Annotated in this window: 16 protein-coding genes; 6 read left to right on the top strand and 10 right to left on the bottom strand. The window is 75.8% G+C overall.

Translation table 11 applies throughout. The annotated features are described in order from the left end of the window. Positions 1-119 precede the first annotated feature (119 nt). The 5 genes from moeB (at position 120) to OZ948_13200 (ending at position 5,111) form a co-directional block, all read left to right on the top strand. Positions 120-1,283 carry a molybdopterin-synthase adenylyltransferase MoeB gene (gene moeB / locus OZ948_13220; GenBank protein MEB2345690.1) on the top strand — a complete coding sequence of 388 codons (1,164 nt, stop codon included), beginning with the start codon at positions 120-122 and terminating at the stop codon, positions 1,281-1,283. Between the two features lie 13 nt (positions 1,284-1,296). After that, positions 1,297-1,641 (top strand): hypothetical protein, encoded by a 345-nt coding sequence (locus OZ948_13215; protein MEB2345689.1) that lies wholly within the window; start codon positions 1,297-1,299, stop codon positions 1,639-1,641. A gap of 21 nt (positions 1,642-1,662) precedes the next feature. Further along, on the top strand, positions 1,663-1,833 hold the full coding sequence (locus OZ948_13210) for a hypothetical protein (protein ID MEB2345688.1): 171 nt from the start codon (positions 1,663-1,665) through the stop codon (positions 1,831-1,833). Positions 1,834-1,841: 8 nt separating this feature from the next. Then, positions 1,842-4,646, top strand: coding sequence for an excinuclease ABC subunit UvrA (uvrA, locus tag OZ948_13205; protein ID MEB2345687.1), 2,805 nt, complete (start codon positions 1,842-1,844; stop codon positions 4,644-4,646). Positions 4,647-4,748: 102 nt separating this feature from the next. After that, positions 4,749-5,111 carry an SCP2 sterol-binding domain-containing protein gene (locus OZ948_13200; protein MEB2345686.1) on the top strand — a complete coding sequence of 121 codons (363 nt, stop codon included), beginning with the start codon at positions 4,749-4,751 and terminating at the stop codon, positions 5,109-5,111. Positions 5,112-5,119: 8 nt separating this feature from the next. Here OZ948_13200 and OZ948_13195 read toward each other — a convergent pair whose 3' ends face one another. Then, positions 5,120-5,455 carry an HPF/RaiA family ribosome-associated protein gene (locus tag OZ948_13195; GenBank protein MEB2345685.1) on the bottom strand — a complete coding sequence of 112 codons (336 nt, stop codon included), beginning with the start codon at positions 5,453-5,455 and terminating at the stop codon, positions 5,120-5,122. Positions 5,456-5,566: 111 nt separating this feature from the next. On the opposite strand from OZ948_13195, the gene OZ948_13190 reads away from it, so the two are divergent. Beyond that, complete coding sequence (locus OZ948_13190; protein ID MEB2345684.1) at positions 5,567-6,484, top strand: tetratricopeptide repeat protein; 918 nt, start codon at positions 5,567-5,569, stop codon at positions 6,482-6,484. On the opposite strand, the gene OZ948_13185 is transcribed toward OZ948_13190, so the two are convergent. The 9 genes from OZ948_13185 to OZ948_13145 all read right to left on the bottom strand — a co-directional run bounded on the left by OZ948_13185 (position 6,400) and on the right by OZ948_13145 (position 14,789). Continuing rightward, positions 6,400-8,193, bottom strand: a complete 1,794-nt coding sequence (locus OZ948_13185; protein ID MEB2345683.1) for a M48 family metalloprotease — start codon at positions 8,191-8,193, stop codon at positions 6,400-6,402. The two genes, OZ948_13190 and OZ948_13185, sit on opposite strands and share 85 nt — an antisense overlap. Continuing rightward, a complete protein-coding gene (gene gcvPB, locus OZ948_13180; GenBank protein MEB2345682.1) occupies positions 8,163-9,626 on the bottom strand; it encodes an aminomethyl-transferring glycine dehydrogenase subunit GcvPB in 1,464 nt (487 codons plus the stop codon). Before gcvPB ends, OZ948_13185 begins: the two co-directional genes overlap by 31 nt. 98 nt (positions 9,627-9,724) lie before the next feature. Next, a complete protein-coding gene (gene gcvPA / locus OZ948_13175) occupies positions 9,725-11,074 on the bottom strand; it encodes an aminomethyl-transferring glycine dehydrogenase subunit GcvPA (protein MEB2345681.1) in 1,350 nt (449 codons plus the stop codon). After that, entirely contained in the window at positions 11,071-11,472 is a 402-nt protein-coding gene (gcvH, locus tag OZ948_13170; GenBank protein ID MEB2345680.1) for a glycine cleavage system protein GcvH, read from the bottom strand. The genes gcvPA and gcvH overlap by 4 nt, the downstream gene beginning before the upstream one ends. A 12-nt stretch (positions 11,473-11,484) precedes the next feature. After that, the gene (gene gcvT / locus OZ948_13165) at positions 11,485-12,570 is read right to left on the bottom strand and encodes a glycine cleavage system aminomethyltransferase GcvT (protein MEB2345679.1); all 1,086 of its coding nucleotides are present in this window, start codon (positions 12,568-12,570) and stop codon (positions 11,485-11,487) included. Continuing rightward, the gene (locus OZ948_13160) at positions 12,567-13,412 is read right to left on the bottom strand and encodes a bifunctional 5,10-methylenetetrahydrofolate dehydrogenase/5,10-methenyltetrahydrofolate cyclohydrolase (GenBank protein MEB2345678.1); all 846 of its coding nucleotides are present in this window, start codon (positions 13,410-13,412) and stop codon (positions 12,567-12,569) included. Before OZ948_13160 ends, gcvT begins: the two co-directional genes overlap by 4 nt. Before the next feature lie 78 nt (positions 13,413-13,490). Beyond that, on the bottom strand, positions 13,491-13,832 hold the full coding sequence (locus tag OZ948_13155; GenBank protein ID MEB2345677.1) for a zinc ribbon domain-containing protein: 342 nt from the start codon (positions 13,830-13,832) through the stop codon (positions 13,491-13,493). Positions 13,833-13,863: 31 nt separating this feature from the next. Continuing rightward, positions 13,864-14,220: a DUF167 domain-containing protein gene (locus OZ948_13150; protein ID MEB2345676.1), complete on the bottom strand. Its 357-nt coding sequence runs from the start codon at positions 14,218-14,220 to the stop codon at positions 13,864-13,866. Next, the gene (locus OZ948_13145) at positions 14,217-14,789 is read right to left on the bottom strand and encodes a DivIVA domain-containing protein (protein MEB2345675.1); all 573 of its coding nucleotides are present in this window, start codon (positions 14,787-14,789) and stop codon (positions 14,217-14,219) included. The genes OZ948_13150 and OZ948_13145 overlap by 4 nt, the downstream gene beginning before the upstream one ends. Between the last annotated feature and the right edge of the window lie 10 nt (positions 14,790-14,799).

Below are 14,799 nucleotides of genomic sequence, written 5' to 3'. Positions count from 1 at the left end.
GGTTCGTTCCGGGCCCTCCGCGCGGCACGCGCGGGGGGCCCGCTCGTTCGTGCGCCCGACGGCCCGGAGGGTGCGGCGCGCCCCTCGTCCGCTCCCGACTCGTCGGGTAGCCTGCCGGGGTGGGCACCGGACGCGCGCAGCCCCCGTTCCGCGCCGACCAGTACGAGCGCTACAAGCGCCACCTGGCGCTCCCCGAGTTCGGCGCCGAGGCGCAGCAGACCCTGCTCGCCTCCCGCGTGCTCCTGATCGGGGCGGGGGGGCTCGGCTGCCCGCTCGCGCAGTATCTGGCCGCCGCGGGGGTCGGCGCGCTCGGGATCGTCGACTTCGACGTCGTCGACGCCTCGAACCTCCAGCGCCAGGTGCTCTTCGGCACCCGCGACCTCGGGCGCCCGAAGGCCGAGGTGGCGCGCGAGCGGATCCTGGCGCTCAACCCCGACGTGAAGGTCGAGGTGCACCAGACCCGCCTCGCGAGCGACAACGCGCTCGCGCTCCTTGCCGACTACGACGTGGTCGTCGACGGGACCGACAACTTCCCGACCCGCTACCTCGCGAACGACGCCTGCGTGCTGCTCGGCAAGCCGAACGTGCACGGCTCGATCTTCCGTTTCGAGGGCCAGGCGACCGTCTTCGACGCCCGGCGCGGCCCCTGCTACCGCTGCCTGTACCCCGAGCCCCCGCCGCCCGGCACCGTGCCGTCGTGCGCCGAGGGCGGGGTGCTCGGCGTGCTGCCCGGGATCGTCGCGCTGGTCCAGGCCACCGAGACGATCAAGCTCCTGACCGGCCTCGGCACCCCCTTGATCGGCCGCCTGCTCCAGTACGACGCGCTCGAGATGAGCTTCCAGGAGTTCCGCCTGCGCAAGGACCCCGCCTGTCCGATCTGCGGGGAGCAGCCGACCGTCACCGCGCTGATCGACTACGAGGGCTTCTGTGGCGTCCCGCACGGCGCCGGCGAGCCGGCGGTGCGCGAGAAGAGCGCCGTGGACGTCGCGGCCATGCAGGCGCGCGGCGAGCCGTTCCTGCTGCTCGACGTGCGCGAGCAGGAGGAGTGGGACGCGGCCCGGATCGAGGGCGCCCGGCTCGTGCCGCTCGGCGAGCTCGCGGCGCGGCTCGGCGAGCTCGCCGACTGGAGGCAGGCCCGGGTGGTCGTCCACTGCCGCTCCGGCGCCCGCAGCGCGAAGGCGGTGAAGCTCCTCCAGGAGCGCGGCTTCGCCGATGCCTGGAACATGGCCGGCGGCATCCAGGCCTGGGCCCTGACCGTGGACCCGCGCGTGCCGCGGACCTGAGGAGGCGGAGGCGATGGCGAAGTCGGCGATCCCGAACCCGCTCGAGCGGCGGCACCTGGTCGAGCGCGAGCTCGCGCCCGCAGCGGCCCTGAAGCTCGCCGAGGCCTACCTCGCCGAGGAGCGGATCTGGGAGGCGATCGCCTTCCTGCTCCAGGCCGGGGCGCGCGACCGCCTTCTCGCGCTCGCCGAGCAGGCGAGCCAGGCCGGCGACGCCTTCCTGGTCCGCGAGCTGTGCCGCGCGGCGGGCGAGGAGCCGACGAGCGAGGGCTGGCGCGAGACCGCGGCGGCCGCGCGGGCGGCGGGCAAGGAGCGCTTCGCCGCGCAGGCGCAACGGCTCGCGGATCGGAAGACGGGCTGACGGCCCGGACCGGAGGAGAGCATGGCGCTACGGGCCTTCGTGGTGCGCGGGCTGGCGAAGGAGATCGAGGAGTCGCTGAACAAGCTGCTCTCCGGCCGCCTCGCCATGCAGCTCGTGCACCTGGTGCAGAGCGAGTCGGGCGACCACATCACGGTGACGCTGGTGGTGGACGAGCCGGACCCGCACGACTGACCGCCGGCGTGGCCGCCCCGAGCCGGCCCGCCCGGCGCTCCCCCGCTGGTGTACCGGCAGCACCGGCGGCTGCGATCCACGTCGAGGACGCCCGCTCGCACAACCTGCGCGGCGTGACCTGCTCGTTCCCGCTGCAGCGCCTCAGCGTCGTGACCGGCGTCTCGGGCTCCGGGAAGTCGACGCTGGCCTTCGACACGCTCTACGCCGAGGGCCAGCGCCGCTACGTCGCGTCGCTCTCGACCTACGCCCGCCAGTTCCTCGAGCGCCTCCCGCGCCCCGAGGTGGGCGCGATCTCGCACCTGCCGCCGGCGATCGCGATCGAGCAGCGCAACCGCGTGACCAACGCCCGCTCGACGGTCGGCACCGCGACCGAGATCCTCGACCTCCTGCGCCTGCTCTGGGCGAAGACCGGGCAGACGCGCTGCCCGCACTGCGACCTGCCCGCAGCGCCGGGCACGGCCGAAGCGGTGGCGGATCGGATCCTCGCGCGCGCCGCCGGCCGGCGCGCCTCGCTCGGGACGGCGCTCGGGAGCGGCAAGCGGGAGTCGGCCACGGCGCTGCGCGAGCGCCTCCTGCGGGACGGCTGGAGCCGCCTGCTCGACGCGTCGGGGCGCGTGGTCGAGCTCGAGCCGCTCGCGCCCCGCGAGCTGAACGCGCTGCGCGCGGAGGCGCTGCTCCTGATCGACCGGCTGGCGCCGGCGCCCGCGGAGCGCGCGCGCCTGGTCGAGGCCGTGGCGAGCGGCTTCGCGCGCGGCGACGGCGAGCTCGTGGTGGCCTTCGAGGACGGCGAGCGCGCGCGCTATCGCGAGGGCTTCGCCTGCGACGGCTGCGGCCGGCGCTTCCCGCCGCCCGAGCCGGCCCTGTTCTCCTTCAACAGCCCTCTCGGCGCCTGCCCGCGCTGCCAGGGCTTCGGCCGCGTGCAGGCGCTCGACCTCGCGCGCGTGGTCCCGGACGAGTCGCTCTCGCTCGCCGGGGGCGCGATCGCTCCCTTCCAGACCCCCAAGATGCGCAGCTCCCAGCGGGACCTGCTGCGCGCCTGCAAGAGGTTGCGGCTGCCCGTCGCGAAGCCGTGGCGCGAGCTCGACGCCGCGCAGCGGGCGCTCGTCGTCGAGGGCGACGAGGCGCGCGGGGGCGACTGGTACGGCGTGCGCGGCTTCTTCGAGTGGCTCGAGGGCAAGCGCTACAAGGTGCAGGCCCGGGTCCTGATCGCGCGCTACCGGCGCTTCGACCCCTGCCCCGACTGCGGGGGCGCGCGCCTGCGCCCGGAGGCGCGCCAGGTGTTCGTGGACGGCCGCGACCTGCCGGCCGCCTCGCGCATGACGATCGCCGAGCTGCACCGCTGGCTCGCGACGCTCGCGCTCGCGCCGGGCGACGCGGCGCGCGGGGGTCGGATCGTGGACGCGCTGCGCGCGCGGGTCGGGACGGCGCAGGAGGTCGGGCTCGGCTACCTCGCGCTCGACCGCCAGACCCGCACGCTCTCGGGCGGCGAGGCGCAGCGCATCCAGCTCGCCGCGGCGCTCGGCGGCACGCTCACGGCCTCGCTCTACGTCCTCGACGAGCCCTCGGTCGGCCTCCACGCGCGCGACGTCGCGCGCCTGCTCGCAGTCCTGCGCCGGATCCGCGACCAGGGCAACACGGTGGTGCTCGTCGAGCACGCGCCCGAGATCATCGCCGCCGCCGACCACGTGATCGACCTCGGCCCCGGCGCCGGGCGCCTCGGCGGGAGCCTGGTCGCCGAGGGAAGTGTTGCCGACGTGCGCGCGCATCGCGAGTCGCTGACCGGCCGCGTCCTGCGCGGCGACTTCGCGCAGCGGCCGCGCCCGCGGCGGCGCGCGAGTGGGCGGCTGCGGATCGTCGGCGCGCGCGCCCACAACCTGCGCGACGTGAGCGTCGACGTGCCGCTCGGCCAGCTCGTGTGCGTGACGGGCGTCTCGGGCGCGGGCAAGTCGAGCCTGGTGCGCAGCGTGCTGGTGGGCCACCTCACCCGCGACCCCGAGCGCGGGCCCTGCACGCGCATCGAGGGGGCCGACGCGATCGGCGGCGTCGTGCTGGTGGGCGCGGCGCCGCTCGCGCGCAGCCCGCGCTCGAACCCGGCCACCGTCTCGAAGGCCTTCGACGCGATCCGCCGGCGCTTCGCCGCGACGCGCGAGGCGCGCGCGCTCGGCGCCAGCGCCGGCTGGTTCTCCTTCAACGTCCCGGGCGGGCGCTGCGAGGCCTGCGAGGGGGCGGGCGAGGTCGTCGTGGACATGCAGTTCCTCGAGGACCTGCGCGTGCCCTGCGAGCGCTGCGAGGGCCGCCGCTACCGGCCGGAGGCGCTGGCGGTGCGGCTCGCGGGCCGCTCGATCGTGGACGTGCTCGGGATGACGCTCGACGAGGCGAGCGCGGCCTTCGCCGACGAGCCGCAGGTGGCGCAGCGCCTGGCGCCGCTGGTGCGCGTCGGGCTCGGCTACCTGACGCTCGGCCAGCCGCTCTCGACGCTCTCCGGCGGCGAGGTGCAGCGCCTGCGCATCGCGCAGGCCCTGGCCGAGGGCCGCCCGCGCGCGCTCTACGTGCTCGACGAGCCCACCACCGGCCTGCACGCCGCCGACGTCGAGGTGCTGCTCGCCTGCCTCGACGAGCTGCTCGCCACGGGATCCAGCGTGGTGCTCGTCGAGCACAACCTCGACGTGATCCGCCGCGCCGACTGGGTGATCGACCTCGGCCCCGAGGGCGGCCCCGGCGGGGGGCGGATCGTGGCCGAGGGAGCGCCGGCGGCGGTGGCGGCCGTGCGCGAGTCGCTGACCGGCGCCGCGCTGCGCGGTGAGCTCGCCTAGAGCCGATCCGCGAGGAGCCTCGGGCCGGAGGCGCGTGGCCGGCGACGGGAGCGGGTTCACGAGATGGGTTCTAGGCTCTGGCGCCGCCGTTCCGGAGGACCCTTGACCGAGCGCGCCAGGCCGCCCGAGGACATCGCGCCCGAGGAGTTCTTCGTCCGCTGGGTGCCGGCCGCGATCGCGGCCGACCCCTCGCGGCGCGAGCGCCTGGGTCCGAAGCCGGTCGAGATCGAGTTCGAGCTGGAGGGGGAGGGCGGCGGTTGCTACGGCGTGCGCCTCGCCGACGGGACCGTCTCGGGGTGCGTCGGCCCGCTCGCCGATGCCGATCTGCGCGTGCGCACCGACGTCGCGACCTGGCGCGCCCTCAACCGGGGCGAGCTCTCGGCGCCGGAGGCGTTCCTGCGCCGCCGGGTGCGGCTCCAGGGCAACCTGCTGCTGGCGGTGAAGCTGCACCTGATCCTGGGCTGAAGGTCGCGTCAGCCCTTGGGGCTTGCCTTTCGCGCCTCGCGCCGGCGCGTGAAGATGCGCTTGTCGTGGACCGTCCGGAGCTGGCTCTGGGCCTTGTCGAGCGCCTGCTCCGCCGCGAGCTCGAGCTCGATCGCGGCGCCGTGCGCGTCGAGGTGGGTGTCGCGCCCGCCGATCCGGAGGTGGGCCGTGTGCCCCGCACCGTCCGGCGCGAGCGTCATCTCGAAACGTGCCGCCTCGGGAAAGGCCGCACGCAGGGCGCGGCAGCGCGTGTCGATCCGCTCGCGCACGTCGTCGTCCGCCTCGATGTCCTTGAAGCTGATCACCACGATCGGGTCGTCGGCCATGGGTTCCTCCCGTGTGGGTGCCCTCGAGGCCATGGTAGCCAGCTTCGGGCCCCGGCTCCGCCCCGTGGATTTCCTGCGGCGGAGCGCGCGGCGCGTCGTACACTGCGCACCGTGACCGCGTACACGCAAGGCGAGGCGGCGCGCATCCTCGGGATCTCCGCGGCGCGCCTGCGCTCCTGGGAGCGCAACGAACTCGTGCGGCCGAGCGCGCGGGAGGGCGAGCGGCCGGCCTACGGGTTCCGCGACCTCGTGTGCGTGAAGGCGATCCTCGTCCTGCTCGACCACGGGGTGCCGCTGCGCCGGATCCGGCGCACCGTCGAGGCGGTGCGCGAGCGCATCCCCGAGCTCGACGAGCCCGTCACGCGCCTGCGGGTCTGGCTCGACGGCTCGGACCGGGTCGTCGTGCGTCACGGCGACGCGCTCTACGAGCCCGACGGCCAGCGCGTGATCGATTTCGCGCTCGCCCCGGCGCGCGCCGAGGACGTGGCGCCGCTCGTGCCGCCCTCGCCCGAGGGCGCACCGGGCCCCGGCGCGACGGCGCCCGCGGACTCCGAGAGCGCCCTCGAGTGGTTCGAGCGCGGTTGCCGGCTCGACTCGCGGCCCGAAACCTTCGCCGAGGCGATCGAGGCCTACCGGCGCGCGATCGAGGCCGATCCGGGCTTCGCCGACGCGCACTGCAACCTCGGCGCGCTGCACCACCAGCAGGACCGGCGCGGCGAGGCGCGCGGGTGCTACGAGCGCGCGCTCGCCTGCGACGAGGCGCACGTCGAGGCGCACCTGAACCTCGCGAACCTCGACGAGGAGGAGGAGCGCCTGGAGGCGGCGCTCGCGCACTACCGCGTCGCGCTGCGGACCGACCCGACGCGTGCCGAGACGCATCTCGCGGTGGCGCTGCTCTACGAGCGGCTCGCGCTGCGCCGGCGCGCGCGCGAGCACTGGCGCCGCTACCTCCAGTGCGCGCCGGCCGGCGCCTGGGCGGAGGTGGCGCGCAAGCGCCTCGACGAGCGCGATCCCGGGGCGTCGGCCTGAAGGGCACGCAGGGGAGGTTCCGGGCCGCGAGGTTCGCCCCGAGCCGGCGGACCCCCCAGCGCCCCCCCGGCCGGCACGCCCCCAACCGGCTCGTCGCCGGCCGGCGCGCTCCCAGCCGGCGCGCCGCCCGCCGGCGCGATCGTCTCGCGGTGGACGACCTCGTCGCCGTAGAGGAGCTCGAGGGTCCACGCGCGCGCGGCCTCGCCGTCGCCAAGCGAGCGGCGGGCGAGCAGGTGGCCGCTCTCGCGGCCCGGGCCTTCGGCCGCGCCGGGCTCGCCGTCCCCCGCGCGCCAGCGCACGCGGAAGTAGCTGGCGCGGCCGCGCCAGTGGGGCCCGAGGCGTCCCCACCAGGCGAGCCGGCGCGCGCCGGCCGGTAGCACCGTGTCGTGCGTGGCGAAGGCCGTGGCCTCGTCCCCCGCGGCAGGGCCGGTAGCGAAGCCGGAGTCGAGCAGCACCGGAAAGACCAGCCGCTCGATCTCGCCGTCGATCTGGGCGCGCGCGCGTCCGGTCGGGCCGGCGCGGAAGCTCGCCTGCTCGAGGAAGAAGAGCGCCTCGCGGCGCTGGCCCGCGCTGCGGTGGGCGCGGCCGAGCGCGAGGAGCGTCGCCGCCTGGTTGGGATCGAGGTACACCGCGCGGCGATAGGCCGCGATCGCGTCGCCGAGCCGCCCCTGCGCCTCGAGCAGCTCGGCGCGCCGGTAGGGGATCCGCGGGTCCTGCGGATGGGCGCGCTCCGCCGCGTCGAGGGCCGCGAGCGCCTCGTCGCTGCGGCCGGCCCCGGCGAGGCGGCCGGCTTCGGCGAGCGCGGGCGCGGCGGCCGCGCGATCGAAGTGCGGATCGGCGGGCATCGCGGCACGCCGGTTGCGCACCAGCCAGGCGAGCCGCTGCTGGACGGCGCGGAAGTCGCGCTCGAGCGCGGACGGCGGCGGAGCGCCCGGCTGCACGCCCTGGGCGGTGTCGCGCACCACGTCGATCCGGTTCTCGACCTGCGGGTGCGAGTAGAGGTACGGCGGCACCTGGCCGGGCGGGAGCTTGCGCTGCTCGACCTGGATGCGCTCGAAGAAGCGCACGAGGCCCTCGCTGCGCATGCCCGAGCGGGACAGGAAGTCGACGGCCATGCGATCGGCCTCGTCCTCGTAGACGCGCGAGTACTGGAGCTGGATCGCCACGTTCGCGGCCTGGGCGGCGAGCATCGGCGTGGGGTCGCCCGCCGCCGCCGAGGCCGCGAGCCCCGCCACCGTCGCGAGCAGGCTCGGGATCGCGGTGTCCTTGGCCATGCGCGCCGAGTGGCGGCCCTTCACGTGGCCGAGCTCGTGCGCCACCACGCCCGCCAGCTCCTCGACGCTACCCGCCTCGAGGATCGTGCCGCTATGCAGGTAGATGTAGCCGCCCGGGACGGCGAAGGCGTTGAGCTGCGGGTTCGGCAGCACGCGGAAGCGGTAGTCGAAGGGCTGGTCGCCGAGGTGGTCGACCAGGCGCTGGCCGAGGCGGTCGACGAACTCGAGCACCTCGAGGTCGTGGATCAGCGGGATCTGCTTCTGGAGCTCCCGGTCGAAGGCGAAGCCGCTCTCGCGGTCGCTCTCGACGGGCGCGAGCTGGCCCGGCAGCGTCATGCGGCGCTCGCCGTCGGCGCCGCGCGCGCAGCCGCTCGCCGCGACGGCGAGCGCGAGCAGGGCGGTGCCTAGGAGCCGGCGGGGCGTTCGGGCTGCCATCGGAGCACGGGCCTGCGCGCAGCGCGCGTCTCGTCGAGCCGGCCGTGGCGGGTGCGGTGCGGCGCGGTGCGCACGCGATCGGGGTCGCTGCGCGCCTCGGCGGCGATCGCGGAGAGCGCCGCCACGAACTGGTCGAGCCCCTCGCGCGGCTCGCTCTCGGTGGGCTCGATCATGAGCGCGCCGGCCACGATCAGCGGGAAGTAGACCGTCGGCGGGTGGTAGCCGTAGTCGATCAGGCGCTTGGCGACGTCGAGGGTGGTGACGCCGGTGGCCTTGAGCGCCTGGTCCGAGAGGACGCACTCGTGCATCACGGGCCGGTCGATCGGGACGTGCCACTCGCCGCGCAGGCGCGCCAGCAGGTAGTTGGCGTTGAGCACCGCCATCTCCGCGCAGCGCCGGAGGCCATCGGGTCCGAGCGAGCGCAGGTAGGCCCAGGCGCGCACGAACATGGCGGCGTTCCCGAAGTGCGCGTGCAGGCGCCCGATCGAGCGGGGGAACTGGTAGTCGAGCGTGAAGCCCGTGCCTTCGCTGCCCTCGAGCCTCCGCACGACGGGCACCGGCAGGTAGGGTGCCAGCAGGTTCTTGACCCCGACCGGCCCCGCGCCCGGCCCGCCCCCGCCGTGGGGCGTCGAGAAGGTCTTGTGGAGGTTGAAGTGCATCACGTCGATGCCGAGGTCGCCCGGCCGCGCGATCCCGAGCAGCGCGTTCAGGTTGGCGCCGTCGCCGTAGACGAGCCCGCCGCGCGCGTGCACGATCTCGCAGATCTCGGCGATGTGGGTCTCGAAGAGCCCGAGCGTGTTGGGGTTCGTGATCATCAGCGCGGCGACCTCGGGGGTCATGGCGGCCGCCACGGCGTCGGGGTGGAGGATCCCGTCCCGGCCGCTCGGGATCGACACCACGCGGTAGTCGTTGAGCGCCGCGCTGGCGGGGTTGGTGCCGTGCGCGGAGTCGGGCACGAGCACGAGCGAGCGCCGCTCGCCGCGCTGCTCGTGGTAGGCGCGGATCATCATGATCCCGGCCAGCTCGCCCTGCGCGCCGGCGGCCGGCTGGAGCGTCACACGGTCCATCCCCGAGACCTCGGCGAGGGCGCGCTCGAGGCGCCAGCACAGCTCGAGGAAGCCCTGGGCCAGCGCGGGCGGCTGGAGCGGGTGCGCGGCCGCGAAGCCCGGCAGGCGCGCGAGCGCCTCGTTGATCTTCGGGTTGTACTTCATCGTGCACGAGCCGAGCGGGTAGAGGCCCAGGTCCACGGCGGCGTTCCAGGTCGAGAGGCGCGTGAAGTGCCGCACCACCTCCACCTCGGAGAGCTCCGGGAGGCCGGGCAGGTCGTCGCGCAGCTGCTCGGCGTCGAAGGCGGCGGCGGGGTCGGCGTCGGGCACGTCGGGGTCGGGAAGCGAGTAGCCGGTGCGCCCCGGGCGGCTGCGCTCGAAGAGCAGCGGCTCTTCCCAGGCGAGGCCGCGCGTCGCATTCCCTACGGCCTCCGGGCCGGCACCGTCCCCGTCGCGCTCGCGCGCGCCCCGGTCCTCCGGCGTGCTCACGCGGCGAGCCTCTCGACGAGCCGGTCGATCGACGCGCGGGTCGCGAGCTCGGTCGTGCACACGAGCAGGGCCGGGCCGAGCCCGGGCTCGTAGGGGGCGAGGTCGAGCCCGCCCACGATGCCGGCCTCGAGCGCGCGCGCGAGGGCGGCCGCGCCGGTGTCGGGCACGCCGACCACGACCTCGTGGAAGCCCGGCGCCGCGAGCGGCAGCGTGAGGCCGCGCGTCGCGCGCACGCGGCTCTTCAGGTACTCGGCCTTCGCGTAGTTGAGGCGCGCGAGCTTGCGCAGGCCGCGGCGGCCGAGCAGCGACAGGTAGATCGTCGCGTAGAGCAGGCACAGGCCCTGGTTGGTGCAGATGTTCGAGGTCGCCTTCTCGCGCCGGATGTGCTGCTCGCGCGTGGCGAGGGTCAGCACGAAGCCGCGCCGGCCGCGGCTGTCGACCGTCTCGCCGCACAGCCGGCCCGGAAGCTGGCGCAGGAAGCGCTCGCGGGTGGCCAGGAAGCCGAGCGCCGGGCCGCCGAAGCTCGCCGGCACGCCGAAGCTCTGGGCCTCCCCGCAGACGACGTCCGCGCCGAGCTCGCCCGGCGCGCGCAGCATCGCGAGCGAGAGCGGCTCGGTCACGACCACGACCAGCAGGGCGCCGCATGCGTGCGCGGCCTCGGCCGCCGCGCGCAGGTCCTGGACGGGGCCGAGGAAGCTCGGGCTCTGCACGACCACGCAGGCGGTGTCGCCGTCGAGCGCCGGCGCGACGGGTACGCTGCGGCCGTCGGGGGCGCACGGCAGCCACTCGAGGCGGGTGTCGAGCGCGCGCAGGTAGCTCTTCAGGACCTCGCCGTAGTGCGGGTGCAGGCCGTGGGCCACGACCACGCGCGAGCGCCGCGTCGCGCGCAGCGCGAGCAGGACCGCCTCGGCGGCCGCCGAGGCGCCGTCGTAGAGCGACGCGTTCGCGACGTCGAGACCGCTCAGCGCGCAGATCATCGTCTGCCACTCGAAGATGGTCTGGAGCGTGCCCTGGCTGATCTCGGGCTGGTAGGGGGTGTACGCGGTGTAGAACTCCGCGCGCGAGGCGAGCGCGTGGACGGCGGCCGGCACGTAGTGGGCGTAGATGCCCGCGCCCAGGAACCACGGATGGGTCTCGGCGCTGGCGTTGCGCGCCGCCAGCGCGGCCAGCTCGCCTGCCACCTCCTGCTCGCTCGCCGCCCGCGGCAGGTCGAGCGCGCGGCCGAGCCGGAGCTTCTCCGGCACGCAGGCGAAGAGGGCGTCGAGCCCGGGCACGCCGATCGTGGCGAGCATCTCGCGGACGTCGTCGGGCGTGTGCGGGACGTAGCGGGGGAGGTCGCCGGTCACTCGGTGCTGCGGTCCTCGACGTGCCGGCGGTACTCGGCGGCGGAGATCAGGGTCTCGATCTCCGCCGCGTCGGCGACCCGGATGGAGAGCATCCAGCCGTCGCCGTAGCAGTCCTCGTTCACGTGCTCGGGGTGGTTGGCGAGGTCCGCGTTCGCCTCCACCACCTCGCCCGTCACCGGCGCGTAGAGGTCGCTCACGGCCTTCACCGATTCGATCACGCCGAAGGGCTCACCGCGTTCGACCGCGGTGCCCACCGCCGGCAGCTCCACGTTCACGATGTCGCCGAGCTGCTGCTGCGCGTAGTCGGTGACGCCGATCGTGACGCGCTCGCCTTCCACGCGCGCCCACTCGTCCTCGCGCGTGTAGCGGAGATCGGCGGGGATCTCGTAGTCGGCCACGGGGCCCCCCTGTCAGCTCGAGAGGAACGGCGTGCGCACGATGCGCGCCGGCACGCCGCGGTCCCGGATCCCGATCTCGACGAGCGTTCCGGGGGTGGCGAGTGCGGGCGGAACGTAGCCGAGCCCGATCGGTTTTCCGAGGGTGGGAGAGGGCGCTCCGGAGGTCACGCGGCCCACCGGACGGCCCTCGTGGAGGATCGCGTGCCCGGCGCGCGCCACGCCGCGTCCGTCGAGCACGAAGCCGGCCAGCGCGCGCGGATGGCCGGCCGCGGCGCGCCGCTCGATCGCCTCGGCGCCGAGGAAGCCGCCCGCGCCGCGCTTCACGAAGCGCTCGAGGCCGGCCTCGAGGGGCGAGGTCGTGTCGTCGAGCTCGTGGCCGTAGAGGGGCAGGGCGGCCTCGAGGCGCAGCGTGTCGCGGGCGCCGAGCCCGGCGGGCACGAGCCCGTGCGGGCGCCCCGCCTCGAGCAGCGCCTCGAACACCGTTTCGCCGGCGCCGGCGTCGAGGTAGAGCTCGAAGCCGTCGGAGCCGGTGTAGCCGGTCCGCGAGACGAGGGCCGGCCGGCCGGCGACGCGCCCCTCGACGAAGGCGAAGCGCCGGACGCCGGCGGGCTCGACGTCGCAGAGGGGCGCCAGCACGGCCGCTGCAGCGGGGCCCTGGAGCGCGAGGAGCGCGGTCTCGGCGCTGCGGTCCGCCGCGCTGACCCCGTCGCCCGCGTGGCGCACGACCCAGCGCCAGTCCTTCTCGACGTTGGCGGCGTTCACGCACAGCATGAAGGCGTCGCCGGCGAGGCGGTAGACGGTGACGTCGTCGACGATCCCGCCCGCCTCGTTGCAGAGCAGGCCGTAGCGCACGCGCCCCGGCTTCAGGGACGCCACCGGGCAGCTCACGAGCCGCTCCAGCGCCGCCACGGCTCCCGGCCCGCGCAGGTGGAGCTGCCCCATGTGCGACACGTCGAAGAGGCCCGCGGCGCTGCGCACCGCGGCGTGCTCGGCGAGGATGCCCGCGTACTGCACCGGCATCTCGAAGCCGGCGAAGGGCACGAGCCGCGCGCCGAGCCGGCGGTGGAGCTCGAAGAGCGGGGTCCGGAGCAGGCTCAAGGCGCGGCGCCGGGGCCGGTGCGCGCCCGGAAGGCCGCCAGGGTGTTGCGCAGCAGCATCGTGATCGTGAGCGGGCCGACGCCGCCGCGCGACGGCGTGAGCAGGCGCGCGACCCCGAGCGCCGCGTCGAAGTCCACGTCCCCTACCTGCACGCCGTTGGCGCCGACGTTCACGCCGATGTCGATCACGGCCGCACCGGGGCGGATCCAGTCGCCCTTCACGAGCTGGGGGCTGCCGGCGCAGGCGACCAGCACGTCGGCCTCGCGGCACAGCGCGGCGAGGTCGCGCGTGCGCGAGTGGCAGAGCGTCACCGTCGCGTGTCGCTCGAGCAGGAGCAGCGCCACGGGCTTCCCGACCAGCGCGCTGCGCCCGACCACCACCGCGCGCGCGCCGGCGAGCGGGACCGCGTGGCGGTCGAGCACCTCGAGGATCCCGAGCGGGGTGCAGGGCCGCAGGCCGGGCAGGCCCGCCAGGAGCCGGCCGGCGTTGCGGGTGTGCAGGCCGTCCACGTCCTTGTCGGGGTCGAGCGCCTCGGTGACGGCGGTGGCGCGCAGCGGCTTCGGCAGCGGGAGCTGCACCAGGATGCCGTCGACCTCCGGGTCGCGGTTGAGCGCCGCGACGACGCCGAGCACGTCGGCCTCGCTCGCGCCCGCCGGCAGGTCGTGCTCGCGCGACGCCATCCCCGCCCGCTCGCACGCGCGCCGCTTGCCCCGGATGTAGGAGAGGCTCGCCGGGTCGTCGCCGACCAGGACGACGGCGAGACACGGCGGCCGGTGGCCGGCCGCGACCAGGGCCGCGACCTCGGCCGCGAGCTCGGCGCGAAGCTCTCGGGCGAGCGCCATGCCGTCCACCACGACGGTGGCGGCCGCGGAGCGGGAGGACGTCACGGGCGCGCAGGATAACCGAGCGCCGGGGGTCTTCTAAGCGGCGCTCTTCGCGCCCTTCTTGCCGCCGCCCTTCTTGCCACCCGAGGGCTTCGACCCCGGCTTGGCGTCCGCCTTGGCGTCGGGCTTCGCCTCGGGCTTGGCGTCGGCCTTCGCGTCGGCCGCCGCGCCCTCGCCCTCCTTCGCGCCGGGCTTGGCGCTCGAGTAGAGGTCCGAGTACCAGCCGCCGCCCTTGAGCACGAAGCCGGTCCGCGAGATCAGGCGCCGGACCTTGCGGGCGCGGCACTTCGGGCAGGTCTTCACCGGGTCCTCGGTGATGCGCTGCTCGCGCTCGAACTCGTGGCCGCACTTCTCGCACAGGTACTCGTAGATCGGCATGGCGTCTCCGCGGATCCAGGGCGCCGGGGATCTAACCCACCGGCCCGGTGCCCGCCAACCCGGCGAGTGCCCGCAGGCGCTCCTCGAGCGCGGCCGGGTCGCCGGCCACCCGCACCCGCTTGCGCCGGCCCTTCGCGCAGGGGTCGAGCCCGACCGCCGCACGCCCGACGCCGAGCGCGCGTGCGAGGGCGCGGGCGCAGGCGTCGTTGGCCGCTCCCTCCACGGGCGGCTCCCGGACCGCCAGGCGCAGCGCCCCGCCGTGCAGGCCGCCGACGCGCTCGCGCGCGGCGCGCGGGGTCACGTGGATCCAGAACGAGACGCCGCCCGAGGGCGGCAGCGCTTCGCGGGCGAGCCGGCGCAGATCGAGGTCTGCGCCCGTGCCGCTCAAGCCTCCTGGGCCCCCGAGGCCGGCCCCGCCGCGCCGCCCGGGCCTCCGCTGCGGCGCCCCGGCGCCTTCGTGGCCTGGGCCAGGAACGCGACCTTGCCGTCGAGGATCGGGTCGTCGGGCAGCTCCTCGACGAGGCCGTCGAGGATCGCCACGTGGGTCTCGATCGCGGCGCGCACGGAGGCACCGAGGCGGGTGCGCAGCGTGCGCATCTCGCGGATGTCCTCGGCCAGCTTGGCGACGCGCCGGTGGGCGGCGTCGAGCAGCTTCTCGGCCCGCACCTCGGCCTCGGCGAGCACCACCTCGGCCTCCTTCGCGGCGGTGCGGCGCAGGTCCTCGCTCACCGACTGGGCGGTGAGCAGCGTCTGGCGCAGGAGCTCCTCGCGGCTTCCCATCTCCTCGACGCGCGCCTCGAGCTCGCGGATCCGCTCGCGCAGCCGCTCGCCCTCGCGGATCAGGTCCTCGAAGTCCTCCGCCACCAGCCGGTGGAAGGCCTGTACCTCCTCGGGGTCGAGGCCGCGCAGGCGCTGGGCGAAGTGATGGTTCTGGATGTCGAGCGGGGTCAGGCGCACGGGTCCCTCC

The sequence above is a fragment of the Deltaproteobacteria bacterium genome, from assembly GCA_035063765.1.
Taxonomy (GTDB): Bacteria; Myxococcota_A; UBA9160; order UBA9160; family PR03; genus CAADGG01.
The sequence above is the reverse complement of the archived record's forward strand: the minus strand, read 5'-3'. Positions and strand labels throughout refer to the sequence as shown.

Coding starts and splice junctions, on each gene's coding strand:
- OZ948_13195 (MEB2345685.1), bottom strand. CDS start 5,455: ATGGCCGACGACCCGATCGTGGTGATCAGCTTCAAGGACATCGAGGCG.
- OZ948_13210 (MEB2345688.1), top strand. CDS start 1,663: ATGGCGCTACGGGCCTTCGTGGTGCGCGGGCTGGCGAAGGAGATCGAG.
- OZ948_13215 (MEB2345689.1), top strand. CDS start 1,297: ATGGCGAAGTCGGCGATCCCGAACCCGCTCGAGCGGCGGCACCTGGTC.
- OZ948_13160 (MEB2345678.1), bottom strand. CDS start 13,412: ATGGCGCTCGCCCGAGAGCTTCGCGCCGAGCTCGCGGCCGAGGTCGCG.
- OZ948_13155 (MEB2345677.1), bottom strand. CDS start 13,832: ATGCCGATCTACGAGTACCTGTGCGAGAAGTGCGGCCACGAGTTCGAG.
- OZ948_13185 (MEB2345683.1), bottom strand. CDS start 8,193: ATGGCAGCCCGAACGCCCCGCCGGCTCCTAGGCACCGCCCTGCTCGCG.